The organism is Bdellovibrio sp. NC01 (genome assembly GCF_006874625.1).
Classification (GTDB): Bacteria; Bdellovibrionota; Bdellovibrionia; order Bdellovibrionales; family Bdellovibrionaceae; genus Bdellovibrio.
In genome coordinates this window covers 3,281,736-3,299,177 of sequence record NZ_CP030034.1, presented here as the reverse complement: position 1 = coordinate 3,299,177, position 17,442 = coordinate 3,281,736, and the positions used below count along the sequence as shown (strand labels likewise).

Genomic DNA, 17,442 nt, shown 5'->3' with positions numbered 1-17,442 from the left:
AATGCGGATAGTTTTACCGCTAACAAATATGTCGGGAGGGACCATGTTTGAACTAGAAGAGAATATTAATATCGGCGCTAATATTAAAGTTGTTGGTGTAGGCGGCGGCGGTAGCAACGCGGTTTCTACAATGATCGCTTCAGAAATGAGCGGTGTAGAATTCATCGTAGCAAATACTGACATTCAAGCTTTGAATGCAAACAAGTCACCGAACAAAATCCAATTGGGTCTTGATCTAACTAAAGGTTTGGGCGCTGGTGCAAATCCAGATGTCGGCCGTAGAGCTGCTATCGAGTCTTACAACGAAATCGTTGAAAAACTTGAAGGCGCAGACATGGTATTCGTAACTGCTGGTATGGGCGGCGGTACGGGTACAGGTGGTGCTCCAATCGTAGCGAAAATCGCTCGTGAGTTGGGTGCATTGACTATCGGTGTGGTGACTAAGCCATTCCAATTCGAAGGTAAAAAACGCGGCAAACACGCTGATGCTGGTTTGCAAGAGTTGAAAGAAAACGTAGACACGTTGATCGTGATCCCGAATCAAAAACTTCTTTCTATCGCTGCTGAAAAAACTCCACTTCTTGAGACTTTCAAAAAAGCTGACGAAGTGTTGTTGCAAGCTGTGAAAGGTATCTCTGATTTGATCAACATCCGTGGTTTGATCAACTTGGACTTCGCAGATATCCGTACTGTTATGTCTTCTAAAGGTATCGCGATCATGGGTACTGGCGCTGCTAAAGGTGAAAACCGTGCAGTAGAAGCTGCAACAGCTGCGATTTCTTCTCCTCTTCTAGAGAACGTAAAAATCGACGGTGCAACTGGTATCATCGTAAACATCACTGGTGGCGCGGATCTTTCATTGTATGAAGTGAACGAAGCGACAACATTGATCACTGAAGCGGCTCATGAAGATGCAGAAATCATCTTCGGTGCAGTTATCGATGAATCAATGGGTGAGACAGTTCGTGTAACTGTTATCGCGACTGGTTTCGATTCTCACGATGTGAAACTTGTGAACGACATGGCTCAAGTAAATCAAATGCAAAATTTCTTGAACCAACAAACAGCGCAATTCAACAGCATGAACATGAGCATGCCGCAAATGCCGCAATTCCAAATGCCGCAAATGCCTCAAATGCCGGCGATGCCACAAATGCCAAGCATGCCGCAAATGCCTCAGTTCCAAATGCCACAAATGCCGCAAGTTGAATTGCCACCAATCGCGACTGTGCAAACTCAAGTGATGACTTACACTCATCCAGATATGGCTCAGTCCACGGGGGGTTCCCAGGTAAACATTACTGAGACTGTTATCGTTCCTCCAGTTGCTAACGTTCCACCACAAGTGGCACAACAAGCAGCTCAGAACGTAATGCCTCAGGTACCTCCGCAAGTTCAACAAGAGGTTCCAACTCCGATCCAGCCACAAGCTGATGCCGGTGTTTCTCCTCGCGATATGTTGCTAGCTAAAGCTCGCGCTTTCAAAGAAAGCCAAGAGTTGAAAGCTCGCCACAATTCTCCAGAGCAGTTGTCTATGAACGTTGATCATGAACAACAATCTTTGGAAGAAGCTCGTCGCATGGCTCGCGAAGTATTGAGCTCTCCATTCTCTAGCCAAAACTTGGAAGTTCCTGCGTTCATCCGCAAGAAACAAGGTTTTGATCTGAACAATAAAGAGTAGTGGAAGCCTGGTTCATATCCGACATTCACTTAAAAACCGCTGAAGAGCGCAATGGGCAAATCCTGTTGCGCTTTTTGCGTTCTTTGAAGGACAAAGATCCGAAGCAAGTTCATCTGTTCATGTTAGGTGATATCTTTGATTTGTGGATTGGCCCTAGCGAATTCTTCGCACGTCAATTTCCCGAACACGTGAAAGCGTTGAAAGATCTGGTCACAGCGGGCGGTAAAGTTACCTTTATTGAAGGCAATCACGACGTTCACATCGAAAAGTACTTCGAAAAAAAACTGGGCGTAAAAGTTTTTGTCGAAGCTCAGTACGTCAATCTTGATGGTGTGAAGGTCCGTGTTGAGCACGGTGATTTGATTAATCTGAACGACGAAAAGTATTTAAAATACCGCGCCTTCATTCGCAATCCTCGTTATAAATTTCTACTGTATTTGTTCCCAGGCTGGCTGTGGAATTGGGCGGGCACTCGTGCAAGCAAAAAAAGCCGTGATAAAAGCGGTGAATACCGTGCACGCAATGAAGCTCAATTAATCACGATGATTCGCAATCACGTGGATCGAGCGTACAGCGAAGGCCCGTTTGATTATATTATTTCAGGCCATATGCATGTCTTTGACGACCATAAGGTCAATATCAAAGGTCACGAAGTTCGCTCAGTCAACCTGGGTTCATGGTTTGAAGACCAAGTTAAAGTCTTCCGTATCAAAGACGGCCAGGGCGAGTGGGTCACTCTTACTTAGTACTCTTACAGTAAAAATCTTGAGGTTTAAATTGCAGTTGCGGTTCTTGATCGCACAATGCTGCCGATAATTGTTGGCCGTTGTTGCGCGCATTCGCAAGAACCGAAAGCATTTTCAAGTAAAGCGGAGTTAAACCTTCGCGCACTTTTAAAACAACATCACGGTAAGGTTTGTTAGGATTGCCTGCTTCGTAACCGCGTGCACACATTTGCTCTTGGAAAGAATTTTTGATTGAAGATTCAGCACCACTCCAAAGTTCCCACAGGCTTGCAAGATAACCGGTACGGTCTTCGCCAACAGTGCAGTGGAAATAAATGCTGCGACCGTGGTTGGTGGCATTTTCAATTACCTGCAGGGCTTCAATCGTCATCTGACATGTGCTTTTGAAATCAGGAAGATCTTTCCATGGGAATGGAACGTTGGTGATCGCATCAGCGGCAAAGCCAGCTTTCTGAAGCTGTGCGATTTCATTTTGGACTTCGTTTTTAGTTTCATTCTTAAAGATTAAAACTTCGGATACGCCGATTTTCTTAAGCTCTTGAATTTGGGCGCCAGATTTTGGAGCCATCCCGCGAATCACTTTTGTCGCACCTGATTCAGTGACGATGTGGGAATTGGAAATGCTCAAACCAGGAACCGAGCCAGGAAGTTCAGGGCGGCCCGCCCAACTATTAGAGACCCAAAGAATCAGTGTGATAAGCGTAAGTGTTTTCATGGATCTGGGTTGTACCTAGCTTTATGGATAAAGAGAAATCCAGGGTACAAATTTAATTATTCCTGTACTGCATATGATTTGACCGTAGGTGGGCCCTTTTCTAAAGTTTCCTCTGGAAAGAGAGGGTTTTCTCTATGAAAAAACTGCTGGGTGTTGCGGCCATTGCGATTATATCTGTGTCTTGTGCTCACAACTCTATGACGTATGTGGGGATGGCGAACGAAGGCCAATCATTTGTTAAGACGGTGACTGCGAAGGATGTCGAGTGCAAATCGGTATCGGTTGAATCAACAGATAGAAAATTTTCAAGCATCCAAATGGAAAAGCTAAAGTTTGATGAATCGACGGTGTGCCAGGCTTCGTTACCAAAAGATGCAGCTGTGGTCAGAAGTACGAATGGCGTGATCAATATTCCAACAGCACCAAAGAAAATTGTCATCATGGGCGATACGGGCTGCCGTCTTAAAAATAAAAATGGCAAAGGGCCCATCCAAAATTGTGATGATGAAAAAGAATGGCCATTCAGTCGTCTGATGCGTTCAGCGGAAAAAGAAAATGCGGATCTGATCATTCACGTGGGCGATTATCACTACCGTGAAGAATGCACAGATCCAGTTAAGTGCAAAAACTTTCAAGGCACTTTGGGTTACGGCTATAAACCTTGGGAAGCAGACTTCTTAGCGCCTGCTGGAAACGTGCTTCGTCAAAAACCTTGGATCTTTGTGCGCGGTAATCATGAAGATTGCAATCGTGCCCACGAAGGCTTCGATAAACTTCTGTCTCCGGTAGGTGAGGAAAAATGCGTTGATGCCCAGGAGACACGTTACACAAGCTTTGGTGATTTCCTAATCGTGAATTTCGATAATGCCACTGTGGATGACAAACCGGTTGAGGCAAAATCAGAAGCAGGAAAAGCTTTGCGTGAACGCTACAAAAAAATGGTCGAGACAATTAATGCTCGCCCAGAAAAAGAAGTGTGGCTGGTCACACATCGCCCGATCTGGGGCTTAGCGCCAAGTTGGTCGGGCCCGGGAGTATCGCCGGTCAATATCAATATGGAAGCCATCACTCGCGAGTTGCCATTGCCGAAAAAGGTGAAGATGGTTTACGCAGGTCACGTGCATGCATTCCAAATCGCACAAGGCAATCATCCTACAGAGATGATCATTGGTGAAAGCGGTACGGCCCTTGATTACTTCAGTCCTGAAGCTATGAAGTTAGTGCCACCAGGACATACTATTTTTCCAGCAGATCACGGGTATGCATTGCTCGAAAGAGACGTGAATGGAAAATGGAAGGCGTCGATTAAATCTTATGATGGCGAAACAGATTTTATCTGTCAGATTTCTGAACCAGGGATTCCGTGTCAGATCTTTAAATAAAAAAAGCGAGAGGTGACTCTCGCTTTTTTATTATCCAGAACATTGTGAAACTTTATTGGGTGTGAAGTTGTAGATCATCACGCCGCCATCTTTCAGAAGGCCTTGTTTCAATTGATCTAAGTATTGTGGCTCACCGCCAAGTTCAGAGCGACCGCGTTTCATGGTATCGATAGTCCCGGCGACTCCTAAGCAACCTTGCGTGGGAGTGTAGGGGTCCCAGCCGTGCAGAAGAACGCCGCGACCGTAAATGTCTTTATTACCTGCTTCAAGACCGACAAGTTCAATTCCGTCACGGATATTGCCACCGCGAGGTGGACGATATGCTTTCGTCGCAATCGCACCATCCGGAGTCTTCATAGATCCCACACCTTGACCGAAACCGCCTTCACCACGCGAAACCCAAATAGGATTTTTATCAATCACATTGGCAAGAGTTCCATCCGAATTAAAGAAATACATTTTTCCCATGACTCCACCCGAAGAGAAGTCATTGAACATGAAAACATCTTTTTCAACTTTGCCATCGGCTTTCGCTTTTTTGAAAGCTTCCATAGCTTGACGTAAACCACAGTTGAACTTCGCATCGTTTTTCAAATTATCTGGAAGAGCATTTTGGCAGGCTGGAACCATCTCTTTTTGTTGGCCCAGCATTGTATTGGCTTGTTCAACCTTTTTTTCCATCGCAAAAGCAGACGCTTCTTTTGGAGTTGTTTTCGCAGCAATCGGAGTGACCAACGATTTTGGTTTTTCGCCAAGACCGAAAAGATTTAAAAACCAATTGATGAAATCAAAACCACCGGATTTATAAACGGGAATATCATTGCTCAAAGTACAGCCGCCCGATGCTGCACAATTTGAATTGCTTGCGGAAAGGTCGGACTCATTCACAACAAGTTGGTTGTTGTTAGCAAGAGCCTTTAAATCCGCTGTATCTGAAGACGTGTCAGCACTTTCAATCGATTGCACTTTATAAAGAGTATTATTATCGAGAGTTTCAAATCCTGTGTCTGTCGTAGTCGATTTTACTGCTGGATTGAAAAATGAAGATGTCGATTCGACTTTCTTCACTGTGATAGTAGAGTCTTTGCGAATCGCACCCACAGGCAACACGGCCTCATAAGATGCACTTTCAGCAAATGCAGTTGAACTCATCAATACCGGCAAAACGATCTTCGCAATATTATGTAGACTCATATTTCCAATTTACTTCAATGCTCTTCAACATATAAGGCTAGTTCGTCAGAAGTGATCCACGTCTGTACCAAGTCGAAGCTAGACATTGGGCGGGCTTAAAGTGTTTCACTCTGAGATGCTTTCTCAAAAGTTGCATAAACTATGGATTAACTATGGATTCGCTCTCAGGGCAGGGCTTTGTTAAAATATGGAAAAGGCCCCAGTTAGGAGCGGACAATGTTAAATGTGTTATTAGTCGAAGATGATCCACAGATTTCTAAAAGCCTCAGCATGAGTCTTAAATATAGTGACTATGATGTCGCGGTTGCCGAAACAATCGGTGATGCGTGGACTAAGATGGCTTCGATGACCTACGACATTTTACTGCTCGACGTGAATCTTCCTGACGGCACAGGTATCGAGCTTTGCGAAAAAGTTCGTGCTGCAGGGAAAGAAGTCCCAATTATCTTTTTGAGTGCACGCATTGATGAAGAAACTGTCGTGAAAGGCATGAATATCGGTGGTGACGATTATCTTCGTAAACCATTTGGTACGGAAGAGCTTAAAGTTCGTATGAACAAAGTGATGAAGCGCCAGGGACCTGCGACGGCGAAAAATTCTTTGTCCGTAGGTCCTTTGACGATGGACTTCAGCAAACGCACGGTTCTTTTAGGTGGTAATCCTTTGAACTTGGGGAAACGTCAGTTCGATATCTTGGCGATTCTTGCTAAGAAAGCTGGCGACGTGGTGACACGTGAAAATATTCTTCTACAACTTGATAACAACGTGGATCTTTTTGATCGCACGATCGATTCGCATATGAGTCATCTGCGCATCAAACTTCGTGATGCAGGTAATGCGATTCAAATCGTGCCTGTGTATGGTGTTGGTTATCGTCTTCAATGGAAGCAGAACTAATTTATGAAGCGTGGGACTTATATAAAAGTTTTCGTTGTGAGTATTACGGCAGCACTTGTATTAAGTTCCATTTCGCTTTTGTGTCTTATTAAATTTTCTGATCTGGCGTTTAGGGATCATCGCAAAAATCTGATGCTCTTCATCGCGCGTTCGATTGAAAATAATCCGAATGGTTTGGCATTACCACAAATGCCTTTCGGTCCACGTCCTGGTGGTCCGCCTCCGGGGATGCCAGGGGGCCACGGGCCTCACGGCCCTCCAGCAGAGGGATTTCGCGATAATTTTCCACCTCCGCCTCCACCGGGCCCAGGTATGATGGGTGGCCCTGGTGGTCCGCGCATGGGGCCTCCTCCTCCGCCTCCAGGTGGCGGTGAAGCACCTGAGTTTTGGATTATTTCTGAAACGCGTGAAGTAATTTCTGATAACAAAATTCGTAAATTGCCAGCGGAAGTTGCGAAGTTGGATTTGCCAAAAGAAGTACATGCGACAACTTCGTCAGACACGTTCTGGAATTTCTTTGATCGCACAACGATCATGCGCTTAGACCATGAAGGCACAAAAGCCTATCTGGTACTGAATGAAAGAAGAAATCCATTCCGCGGTCCATTGTTTGTCACGCAAGGGATTTTTACTTTCGCAACTGTTGTGATTGCGCTGTTCTTCGCATTGACGATCACATTCTATTATTTGCGTAAAAAATCAGACGAAGCGCGTGCGGTGTTATTAAGCCTCGAGCGCGGTGATTTGAAAGCACGATTTGATATCAAACCCTTCGACGAATTCGGGGGCTTGCTTCTGGATTTCAATCGCATGGCCAATGAAATTGAACGCCTGGTGAATCGTGTGCGTGAAACAGAAATGGCGCGCAGTAACTTGTTGAGTGAACTAGGCCATGACTTGCGCACGCCATTAACAAGTTTGACGACGTCATTTGAAACTTTGAAGTTCCATTTCAATAAAATGACTCCCTCGGATCGCAACGAAATTTTCACGATGATCACAGCAGAAGTGGAATATTTCAAAGAGCTGCTAGAAAAACTGATGACGATCGCAGAACTCGATGAGCCCCACTATAAAAAATCGACCGACGCTGTGGACTTGGCGACATTGATCGGCTCGGAAGTTCGTTATCGTTCAAGTTCAGCTCCGCAATTCCGTTGGACATTTAACGACGAGGGTATGCACGGTCAGCCGCCGATGGTGTTGGGTGATTCGTACTTGTTGTTACGTTTACTCAAAAATGCATTTGATAATGCCACTCGCTATGCGAAGGAAGGCATTCACGCTTCGTTGACGGCAAATGATGAATATGTGCAGATCACGATTAAAGATGATGGACCGGGAATGGATGCAGATGCGCTGGCGAACTTCGGTAAACGTCAAGAGCGCCGTAAACGTCGCGAAGAAAGCCAGGGTCTGAATTTTTCTTTGGGCTTGGGTTCAGTCATCATGCGCACGATTGCAGAGCTTCACGGTGGAAGTCTTGAAGTTGCAAATCGCGCGTCAGTCGATGGCGTTTCCGGAACAATCGTTCGAGTGAAAATTCCTAAGTTTGAAACGACTTAATTTAGTGAGAGCAGATGCGATTCAAAGCTGCGTCTGTCTCTGTAATTTGTTGCAGAAGTTCAGTGCGGGCTTCAGAGGCACTTGCATCTTCAATCGGGCAATTTTCGTTTAAAAGTCTTAGACCTTCTTGATAAATAGTTTTTTCAACCTTCGCTGCTTCACAAGGTGAAAAGCAGATGGGTTGTTCATCAATGAACGATCTCATGGCTTCAGTGATGCCCTCTGCTGTGCATGGAATCGTTGCGAATGAAAGTGAAGACGTTAAAGTTAAAAATAGTGCTGTGATGAATGCTTTCATCAATCCCCCTAATTAGTGACAACATGCGAGCGGTTATAACTATCGGGCCGCGAGTGCGGACTCAAATGACAATCGTGAAATGTCATCTTTGGACGAAGGCCGAGACTAAGATTTACATCCTTAGTTAAGATGCGACAAAGCGACATCCCTATGAGACGCTGAAAACATATGAAGCATCTTTTTGAAAAAGTTCTTTCCACTCGCCAAGTTTTCCGTGGCCGTTTCCTTAAAGTTGAACAAGATGAAGTGCAGGCTCCTGATGGCAGGACCTATGTTCGGGAATATATTAAGCATCCCGGGGCTGCGTTGATGATTCCGCTTCTTCCGAATGGCAAAGTGGTGATGGTGCATCAATATCGCCATGCTTTGAAGCAAGTGTTTTTGGAATTCCCTGCGGGAAAACGCGATAAAGGCGAGGAAAGTATCGTGACCGCACGCCGCGAACTAATGGAAGAAACAGGTTATGAAGCCAAAGATTGGACCTTCTTGACCACGATTCATCCCGTCATCGGCTATTCGGATGAACACATTGATTTGTACCTTGCGAAAAATTTAACTCATGTTGAACAAAAGCTCGATCACGGAGAATTTCTTGAGGTCACCGAAGTTGATCCCAAAGACCTTATGCAAATGGTGCGTGACGGAAAAGTGACGGATGTGAAAACCCAGATCGCTGCCTTTTGGCTTGATAAATTCCTTCGTGGGGAGTGGAATTGAGAGCGGAGGCTCTCATGTTGGTTCAATCTAAAGATAGTTTCAAAACTAAAGACAAACTCAAAGTCGGTTCCAAAGAATACATCATCTTCAATCAGAAAAAGATATCGCATCCAAACTTGAAAAAGTTGCCGATGTCTTTGCGTGTGCTTCTTGAAAACTTGCTTCGTCACGAAGACGGTGTGCACGTAACAAAAGAAGATATCGATTCTTTGTTAAGCTTAGACAAATCTTCTTTATCTCGTGAAATTTCATTCTTCCCTGCGCGCGTCTTGATGCAAGACTTCACCGGCGTTCCAGCGGTTGTTGACTTAGCAGCTATGCGTGACGCGATGAAAGCGTTGGGTGGTGATCCAACGAAAATCAATCCACTTGTACCGGTAGATCTTGTGATCGACCACTCGGTGATGGTGGATTCATTCGGTTCTCCGTCATCGTTTGAAGAAAACGTGAAAATGGAGTTCGAAAGAAATAACGAACGCTACAACTTTTTGAAATGGGGGCAGAAAGCTTTCCGTAATTTCAAAGTGGTTCCTCCGGGCACAGGTATTTGCCATCAGGTAAATCTTGAATACATCGCAAAAACAATCTGGCACGCAAAAGGTCACCTTGGAGATTATGCCTTCCCAGATACTCTTGTCGGAACGGATTCGCATACGACAATGGTGAACGGTATGGCGGCTCTTGGTTGGGGTGTCGGTGGTATCGAAGCGGAAGCGGTGATGTTAGGTCAACCGTTGACGATGTTGATCCCTGAAGTGATTGGCTTCCGTTTGGAAGGCAAACTCAACGAAGGTGCCACAGCAACCGACTTGGTTCTGACTGTGACTCAAATGCTTCGTAAAAAAGGTGTTGTTGGTAAGTTCGTAGAATTCTATGGCCCAGGTCTTGCCGGCCTTTCGCTTGCTGACCGTGCAACCATCGCCAACATGGCTCCAGAGTACGGCGCAACTTGCGGTTTCTTCCCAATTGATGAAGAAACAATCAAGTACTTGAAATTAAGCGGCCGTGATAACGAAACTGTTTCCATCGTAGAATCATACGCTAAAGAGTGCGGCATGTGGCGCACAGACGACGATGAACACTTCGCATTCTCTGACACATTGAAATTGAATTTGTCTGAAGTGGTGCCTTCACTTGCAGGGCCGAAGCGTCCTCAAGACCGTGTGCTTTTGACGGATGCTAAAAATGATTTCCATAAACAATTGACTGCGGGTTTTGCAGTGGATGCAGGCAAAGCTTCTAAAGAGGCGTCTGCTGCCACTGTCGAAGGTGAAGCTTACAAAGTAGGTCACGGTGATGTTGTAATCGCCGCGATCACAAGCTGTACGAATACTTCAAATCCTTCAGTGATGATCGGTGCCGGTTTAGTTGCGAAGAAGGCAGTTGAAAAAGGTTTGAAAGTAAAACCTTGGGTCAAAACGTCTTTAGCTCCGGGCTCACAAGTTGTTAGCGATTATTTGGAAAAATCAGGCGTACAAAAATATCTTGATCATTTGGGCTTTAACCTTGTGGGTTATGGTTGCACGACTTGTATCGGTAACTCGGGTCCACTTCCGACACCAATTGCTAATGCAGTTGAAAAAGGCAACTTGGTTGTGGCGTCTGTCCTTTCTGGTAACCGTAACTTCGAAGGTCGTATCAATCCGAATGTAAAAGCCAACTATTTGGCGTCGCCAATGTTGGTGGTTGCCCACGCGATTGCGGGTAGCATGCTGGTTGATATCACTCGTGATTCTTTGGGACACGATAGCCACGGCAACGATGTGTATTTGAAAGACATCTGGCCGACAAATAAAGAAATCCAAGATGCTGTGAACCATGCGGTTGAAGTTCGCCAATTCACGTCTCGTTACGGTAACGTATTCGATGGCACTGAAGATTGGAAGAAAATCAAAACAACAGAGTCACAAACTTATTCGTGGGATGAAAGTACATACATCAAGAATCCACCGTATTTTGCGGGCATGCAGAAAGCTCCAAGCGCATTGAAAGGTATCAATGGCGCAAGAGTTCTTGCGGTTCTTGGCGATTCAATCACGACAGACCATATCTCTCCAGCGGGCAGTATTAAAAAAGATTCTCCTGCAGGTCGTTTCTTGATTTCAAAAGGTGTGCAACCGATTGATTTCAACTCGTACGGTTCACGCCGTGGTAACGATGAAGTGATGGTGCGTGGTACTTTCGCTAACATCCGTATTAAGAATGAAATGTTGGGTGGTGCTGAAGGTGGCAATACGAAATATGCGCCAACGGGTGAGACGATGTCGATCTATGATGCTGCAATGAAGTACAAGGCAGATCATACTCCGCTTGTGGTTATCGCAGGGAAAGAGTACGGCACGGGTTCTTCTCGTGACTGGGCAGCTAAAGGTACAAATCTATTGGGCGTGAAAGCCGTATTGGCTGAAAGTTTTGAACGTATCCATCGTTCGAACTTAGTCGGTATGGGTGTGTTGCCGCTGCAATTCACTGGCGGCCAAGACAGAAAATCTTTGCACTTCGACGGCACTGAAACTTTCGACATCCAAGGTGTTGAAACAATGAAGCCGCAAGAAGAATTGAATGTCGTGGTGACTCGTGCGAATGGCTCTAAAGAGACAATCAAAGCAAGATCACGTATCGATACAGCCGTTGAGTTGGAATACTACAAAAACGGTGGCATCCTTCAGTACGTATTGCGCAAATTGATGTAATCAAACTGTTCAAAAAGAAAAAAGCCCTCTTCTTTGTCGGAAGAGGGCTTTTTTTATTTCTCAAGCATCAAGATGAAAGCATATTCGGTTGCGGTTTCTTTTAACTGATCAAAGCGTCCCGAAGCTCCACCATGTCCTGCATCCATATCGGTTTTTAGCAGAATCACGCTGTTGCCCTTATTGTGTTCACGTAACTTCGGTACCCATTTCGCGGGCTCCCAGTATTGCACTTGGGAATCGTGTAAGCCCGTCGTCACTAGCACATTCGGATATTTTGCATCGACCACGTTATCGTAAGGCGAATACGTTTTGATGTAATCGTAATACATCTTTTCATTCGGATTACCCCATTCATCGTATTCACCCGTTGTCAGCGGAATAGAGTCGTCAAGCATCGTTGTGATGACATCAACGAAGGGCACTTGTGCGACCACGCCATGATAAAGATCGGGACGAAGATTCATAACCGCACCCATCAACAAACCGCCTGCACTGCCACCCATGGCATAAAGCTTTTTGGGATTCGCATAACGTTCTTTCACCAGCGCATCCGTTGTGTCGATAAAATCAAAGAACGTGTTTTTCTTATGTAAGGTTCTGCCAGTGTCGTACCAGTCACGACCCATTTCAGAACCGCCACGAATATGCGCGCGAGCAAAAACAAAACCGCGATCTACAAGGCTGAAGACATCTGAGCTAAACCATGGGTCCATGTTCGCGCCATAAGAACCATAACCATAAATCAACAGGGGTGCGGTACCGTCTTTATGAAAGTCTTTGCGCATGATGAGCGACACCGGAACTTTCACACCGTCGCGAGCTGTGATGAAGATTCGCTCGGTACGATAGTGCTCGGGATTATAGTTCGGAACTTCGTGCGTTTTTTTAAGCTCTTGTTTATGAGTGACCAAATTAATATCAAATACCGACGGTGGTAAACGCATTGATTCATACTCGAAACGTAGCGTCTCGCTATCGTATTCGCGATTATCACCGACGCCAGCCATGAAGCTTTGATCGGCAAATGGGATATAATAAGAATTATTGCCATGGCGATCGGTCACATGGATTTGCGTCAGTCCATTCTTGCGTTCATCCAGGATCAAATATTTTTTAAAGACGGTCACATCTTGCAGATAGGTATCGTCACGATGAGGTATCACTTCTTTCCAGTATTTACTGTCAGTGTGTGCAAGATCTGTCGTCATTAAACGGAAATTTTTGGCATTGCTGTTTGTGACGATGTAAAAGGCATTGTCACCATCGCTGACCGAATATTCGTGACCACGTTTGCGCTTAGAGAAGACTTTGAATTTATCAAAGGGTTTGTCAGTTGCGAGGTACTGCACCTCCGTTGTCAAAGTACTGTACGAAGCAATATAGATGAATTTTTCTGACAATGATTTATAGACGTGAACTGAATAAGTTTCGTCCTTTTCAAAATACACTTCTTCAGATTTGTGCGTTTTTAAACTATAGCGAAATACTTTTTCCGTTCGCAAAGTTTCTGGATGTTGTTGTGTATAGAATACCGTTTCATTATCGGCAGCCCATACCAAGTTTGGACTGATATCTTCAATTTTGTCGGGAAGCATTTTTCCTGTCTTCAAATCTTTGAAATACAGAGTGAAAAAGCGGCGACCGACAGTATCCACGGCATAAGCCATGATGTTCTGATTCGGACTCATCATCGGACCCGTGCTTTGATAGAAGCTGTGACCTTTTGCAAGCTCTGGCACATTTAAAAGCATTTCTTCTGCGGCTTCTAAAGAACCTTTTTTACGTGCATACAGGGGATACTGTTGGCCCACTTCGTAACGGCCATAGTAATAGTACCCATGGCTGCGCACGGGAACTGAAGACTCATCCTCTTTGACTCGTGACTTTAATTCTGTGAACAGTTTCGCTTCTAAATCTTTGACGGGTGCCATAACACGATCGGTGTAATCGTTTTCAGCTTTCAGATATGAGATGACCTTTGGATTTTCGCGCTCTTTCAGCCAGTAGTAATCGTCTTGACGAACGTCGCCGTGTTTCTCTAACCGGTGTGGATTCTTGTCAGGATGAGGATGGTCTTGTGGAAATTGGTGCATGCAGGAAACTCCTAGAAAACACAGTGGAATCAGAAGAAATTTGTTCATTTGTTAATGATAGTGCAACGATTTGCTTCTATGCAAGTCCACCTAGTAGGTCTATGTTAGCAACAGAGGGGAAATTTTTGGAGGTCTGTCATGACAGATGTACTTGCCGCGCGTTCGACGATGGCATTTTCTCTTGGCTTTCATATTATCTTTGCCGCTATCGGCATGGTGATGCCGTTTCTTATGGCGGCAGCTCACTGGTTGTTTTTAAAACACAAACGTCCTGAAGATCTTGAACTGACAAAACTGTGGATGAAAGGTGTCGCGATTTTCTTCGCCGTTGGCGCCGTATCGGGAACCGTTCTGTCTTTCGAATTAGGTTTGTTATGGCCAGGCTTCATGAAATACGCGGGACCCATCATCGGCATGCCTTTTTCCTGGGAAGGAACTGCGTTCTTCCTTGAAGCTGTCGGCATCGGCTTATTCCTTTACGGTTGGAAGCGCATGTCACCGTGGGTGCACTGGTGGTCGGGTTTAACAGTCGGTATTTGCGGTTTTGCTTCTGGTATTTTCATTGTTGCGGCAAACAGTTGGATGAATGCGCCTCAAGGTTTTGATTGGGTGAACGGAGAAGCGTTAAATATTGATCCCGTTAAAGCGATGTTCAATAAAGCCTGGCTTCATCAATCAGTGCATATGCAAGTCGCCGCTATTCAAGCCGTCGGTTTCGCGGTTGCAGGTATTCATGCATTGATTATCTTGCGCAAAGGTCCTTCGAAACTTCATGCACGCGCTTTACAAATCGCACTGATCTTTGCTTCAGCGGCATCCATCGTGCAACCATTGATTGGTCACTTCGCCGCCCAGCGTGTCGCCACTTTACAACCGGCAAAGCTTGCCGCGATGGAAGCACATTTTGAAACGGCTCCGTATGCGCCACTTTATATCGGCGGCATTCCCGACGTTGAAAAGCAAACTGTTGAATACGGAATTAAAATTCCTGGAATGTTAAGTCTGCTAGCGCATGATGATTTCAAGGCACCAGTGAAAGGACTGAATGAATTCCCACGCGAAGAATGGCCGAATGTTACAATCGTACACTTTGCCTTTCAAATTATGGTGGGCTTAGGCACATTGATGGCACTGTTTGGTGCGCTTTATATTTTCTTTGTAAAAACCAAACGTGAAATTCCGGATTCATTCTTAAAAGTTTTAGTGATCTTCACGCCGATGGGCTTTTTAGCTCTGGAAGCCGGATGGGTCGTGACAGAAGTGGGGCGTCAGCCGTGGATTATATATGGCATCATGAAAACCAAAGATGCCGTAACCCCCATGCCAGGAGTCCAATTCCATTTCTATCTTTTCCTGGTGTTGTATCTGTTATTAGCAGCCGTCACTGTGTGGTTGTTCAAACGCCAGGTGCAAGTCGCCCAAAATAATTTACAGAAGCAGGAGTTATCATGATTGAAATTCTTCTGTTCTTTATCGCAGCCTCATTATTGCTTTATGTCGTCCTAGGTGGTGCCGATTACGGTGCGGGGATACTTGAGCTGTTGCCCAGTGGGAAATTTAAAGACGAACAACGTCGAGTGATAAATCATGCTATGGGTCCCGTGTGGGAAGCGAACCACATGTGGCTGATCTTAGTGATCGTGATTCTGTTCATGGCATTTCCCACAATCTTTAATACCATCATGACTTATCTGCATTTACCAGTCGTCGCACTGCTTGTGGGAATTGTCGTGCGCGGAACCGCTTTTACATTTCGTCATTACGATGCCATTCATGACGAAAAATCGCAGAAGATTTATTCGCGCCTCTTCGGTATTTCCAGTCTTTGGAGTGCGATGTGGATCGGAATCATTGCGGGCAGCCTGGGTCGCGGCACTATTAATATGGAAACACGTGATTTCGTCGAAGCGTATATCCATAGCTGGTGGGGCTGGTTGCCGTTGATGATGGGATTTTTCACCGTCAGTATATTTGGTTTTCTAGCCAGTGTGTATTTGGTGGGTGAAACCAAAGATCCGGAGTTAAAGAAACTATTCTGGAAGCGCGGTTATTACTTCAACATCGCGGTCATCGCAACCGGTGGTTTGGTGTTCTTCGCTTCCTGGCTTGAAAATGCCAGCTTCTTTTTGAACTTCTTAACGAATCCGTTTGCTTTGGCAATTCTGGGAATGGCCACGGCGGCATTCTTTGCGTTGTGGTACTTTGTTAGAAGAAGTAAATCATTGATCGTAAGAATCATCGCCGCTGCCCAAGCAAGTTTGATTCTGTTAGGCTGGTATGTTGCGGAAGCACCGAATGCGGTGATCACAAAACAAGGCGCGATCACGTTCTATCAAGCTGCGGCACCGGCTGCGACCTTGACACAATTAACGATCGCATTGCTAGTGGGAAGTGTACTTATCTTCCCAAGCCTAGCAATGCTCTTGAAAGTTTTTAAAATCAGATAGCTACATACGCGCTTCATCAGGTGGATAAGAGATTGTACGATGCATACGATCTTTTTCCATCGCAGCCTGATAGGCGTTCTTAAATGTTGTACGAGCGAAGTCTTCAATCGAAGTCGCCGTTGTATTTAACTTATCGCGTGTGACTGTCGCGTGAATAGTTCCATTGGCAATCGCGCGATCTAATTCTACTAAATTGTTGGCAACATCTTCACTCATGCCGGCGCCGACAAGATAATTATAAATTTCTTGTTCGGGGGCTTCCATATATTCCATATCAGGCTTTTCAACGGCTTCTCCCAACGCGCGAATCACTTCGTTGTAGGTCAAAGTGCGCTCGCCTAATAGGTATTCAACTGTGTGACCTTTGAACGTTGGATTGATAAGTAAGAACGCCGCCCGCGCTGCAATATCACGAGTCGCAATCAGATCAATCGGTGTTTCACCTGAAGGAATTCCATAATAGCGATTCATTGAAACCATCGCAGGAATTCCCGCCAATAAGTTTTCCATGAACGAAACGGGACGAAGATGAACGATATCAGCATCGAGTTCATTCAAACGCAGTTCTTGATCATGCAACGCCAGGATGGGACCGGTGCCAGCGTTTAAATCGGCCCCGTATGAACTTAAGTTGACGACTTTGCGAATGCCAGACTCTTCAATAGCTTCGCCGATGACTTCACCGATTTTGTTTTGGGAAAAACGCATCTCGTGCGCCTTCATGTTAGGAGGGATCATCGTGAATGCGGCCGTACAATGCCTCATGCAATCTGTGACCGTGGCCACGCTGTTGGCGTCGCCTTCGATCAGCTCTGCACCTTCATATGCATCTTTATCGGGGAAATGACGGGCAAGACAGCGAACCTCTTGTCCATTCGCCAAAAGATGAGTCACGATCTTTGAACCAATATGCCCAGTTGCTCCCATGACGAAGATCATAAAAAAGCCTCCTTATTCATAACCTTAGCTTAAGGTCAAAATAAGGAGGCTTCGACTTACAATTATTTAAAAGA

The 17,442-nt window shown here is 45.3% G+C and carries 14 protein-coding genes; 9 read left to right on the top strand and 5 right to left on the bottom strand.

Features of this window, described 5'->3' with window-relative positions; all coding sequences use genetic code 11:
- Positions 1 to 43: 43 nt before the first annotated feature.
- Positions 44 to 1,681: a cell division protein FtsZ gene (gene ftsZ / locus DOE51_RS15730; RefSeq protein ID WP_142697487.1), complete on the top strand. Its 1,638-nt coding sequence runs from the start codon at positions 44 to 46 to the stop codon at positions 1,679 to 1,681.
- The gene (locus DOE51_RS15725) at positions 1,681 to 2,427 is read left to right on the top strand and encodes a UDP-2,3-diacylglucosamine diphosphatase (RefSeq protein WP_142697486.1); all 747 of its coding nucleotides are present in this window, start codon (positions 1,681 to 1,683) and stop codon (positions 2,425 to 2,427) included. The genes ftsZ and DOE51_RS15725 overlap by 1 nt, the downstream gene beginning before the upstream one ends.
- Here the strand turns inward: DOE51_RS15725 and DOE51_RS15720 are convergent.
- The gene (locus tag DOE51_RS15720) at positions 2,420 to 3,142 is read right to left on the bottom strand and encodes a tyrosine-protein phosphatase (protein ID WP_142697485.1); all 723 of its coding nucleotides are present in this window, start codon (positions 3,140 to 3,142) and stop codon (positions 2,420 to 2,422) included. The genes DOE51_RS15725 and DOE51_RS15720 overlap by 8 nt on opposite strands.
- Before the next feature lie 134 nt (positions 3,143 to 3,276).
- On the opposite strand from DOE51_RS15720, the gene DOE51_RS15715 reads away from it, so the two are divergent.
- Positions 3,277 to 4,524, top strand: a complete 1,248-nt coding sequence (locus DOE51_RS15715) for a metallophosphoesterase (protein ID WP_142697484.1) — start codon at positions 3,277 to 3,279, stop codon at positions 4,522 to 4,524.
- A 30-nt stretch (positions 4,525 to 4,554) separates the two neighbouring features.
- Here DOE51_RS15715 and DOE51_RS15710 read toward each other — a convergent pair whose 3' ends face one another.
- Positions 4,555 to 5,718, bottom strand: coding sequence for a hypothetical protein (locus DOE51_RS15710; protein WP_246845127.1), 1,164 nt, complete (start codon positions 5,716 to 5,718; stop codon positions 4,555 to 4,557).
- Between the two features lie 216 nt (positions 5,719 to 5,934).
- On the opposite strand from DOE51_RS15710, the gene DOE51_RS15705 reads away from it, so the two are divergent.
- Entirely contained in the window at positions 5,935 to 6,615 is a 681-nt protein-coding gene (locus DOE51_RS15705) for a response regulator transcription factor (RefSeq protein WP_142697483.1), read from the top strand.
- Positions 6,616 to 6,618: 3 nt separating this feature from the next.
- Complete coding sequence (locus tag DOE51_RS15700; protein ID WP_142697482.1) at positions 6,619 to 8,181, top strand: HAMP domain-containing sensor histidine kinase; 1,563 nt, start codon at positions 6,619 to 6,621, stop codon at positions 8,179 to 8,181.
- A gap of 1 nt (position 8,182) precedes the next feature.
- Here the strand turns inward: DOE51_RS15700 and DOE51_RS15695 are convergent, their stop codons facing one another.
- Complete coding sequence (locus DOE51_RS15695) at positions 8,183 to 8,479, bottom strand: hypothetical protein (protein ID WP_142697481.1); 297 nt, start codon at positions 8,477 to 8,479, stop codon at positions 8,183 to 8,185.
- Positions 8,480 to 8,647: 168 nt separating this feature from the next.
- Here DOE51_RS15695 and DOE51_RS15690 point away from each other — a divergent pair, with 168 nt between their 5' ends.
- Entirely contained in the window at positions 8,648 to 9,196 is a 549-nt protein-coding gene (locus tag DOE51_RS15690; RefSeq protein ID WP_142697480.1) for an NUDIX hydrolase, read from the top strand.
- 14 nt (positions 9,197 to 9,210) lie between these two features.
- Positions 9,211 to 11,889, top strand: a complete 2,679-nt coding sequence (gene acnA, locus DOE51_RS15685; RefSeq protein WP_142697479.1) for an aconitate hydratase AcnA — start codon at positions 9,211 to 9,213, stop codon at positions 11,887 to 11,889.
- Positions 11,890 to 11,942: 53 nt separating this feature from the next.
- Here the strand turns inward: acnA and DOE51_RS15680 are convergent, their stop codons facing one another.
- Positions 11,943 to 13,982 (bottom strand): S9 family peptidase, encoded by a 2,040-nt coding sequence (locus DOE51_RS15680; protein ID WP_246845126.1) that lies wholly within the window; start codon positions 13,980 to 13,982, stop codon positions 11,943 to 11,945.
- Between the two features lie 138 nt (positions 13,983 to 14,120).
- Here DOE51_RS15680 and DOE51_RS15675 point away from each other — a divergent pair, with 138 nt between their 5' ends.
- Together DOE51_RS15675 and DOE51_RS15670 are read left to right on the top strand one after the other, a co-directional pair.
- On the top strand, positions 14,121 to 15,434 hold the full coding sequence (locus DOE51_RS15675) for a cytochrome ubiquinol oxidase subunit I (RefSeq protein WP_142697477.1): 1,314 nt from the start codon (positions 14,121 to 14,123) through the stop codon (positions 15,432 to 15,434).
- Positions 15,431 to 16,429: a cytochrome d ubiquinol oxidase subunit II gene (locus tag DOE51_RS15670; RefSeq protein ID WP_142697476.1), complete on the top strand. Its 999-nt coding sequence runs from the start codon at positions 15,431 to 15,433 to the stop codon at positions 16,427 to 16,429. Before DOE51_RS15675 ends, DOE51_RS15670 begins: the two co-directional genes overlap by 4 nt.
- Here the strand turns inward: DOE51_RS15670 and DOE51_RS15665 are convergent, their stop codons facing one another.
- Positions 16,430 to 17,368: an NmrA family NAD(P)-binding protein gene (locus DOE51_RS15665; RefSeq protein WP_142697475.1), complete on the bottom strand. Its 939-nt coding sequence runs from the start codon at positions 17,366 to 17,368 to the stop codon at positions 16,430 to 16,432.
- Positions 17,369 to 17,442: the final 74 nt, after the last annotated feature.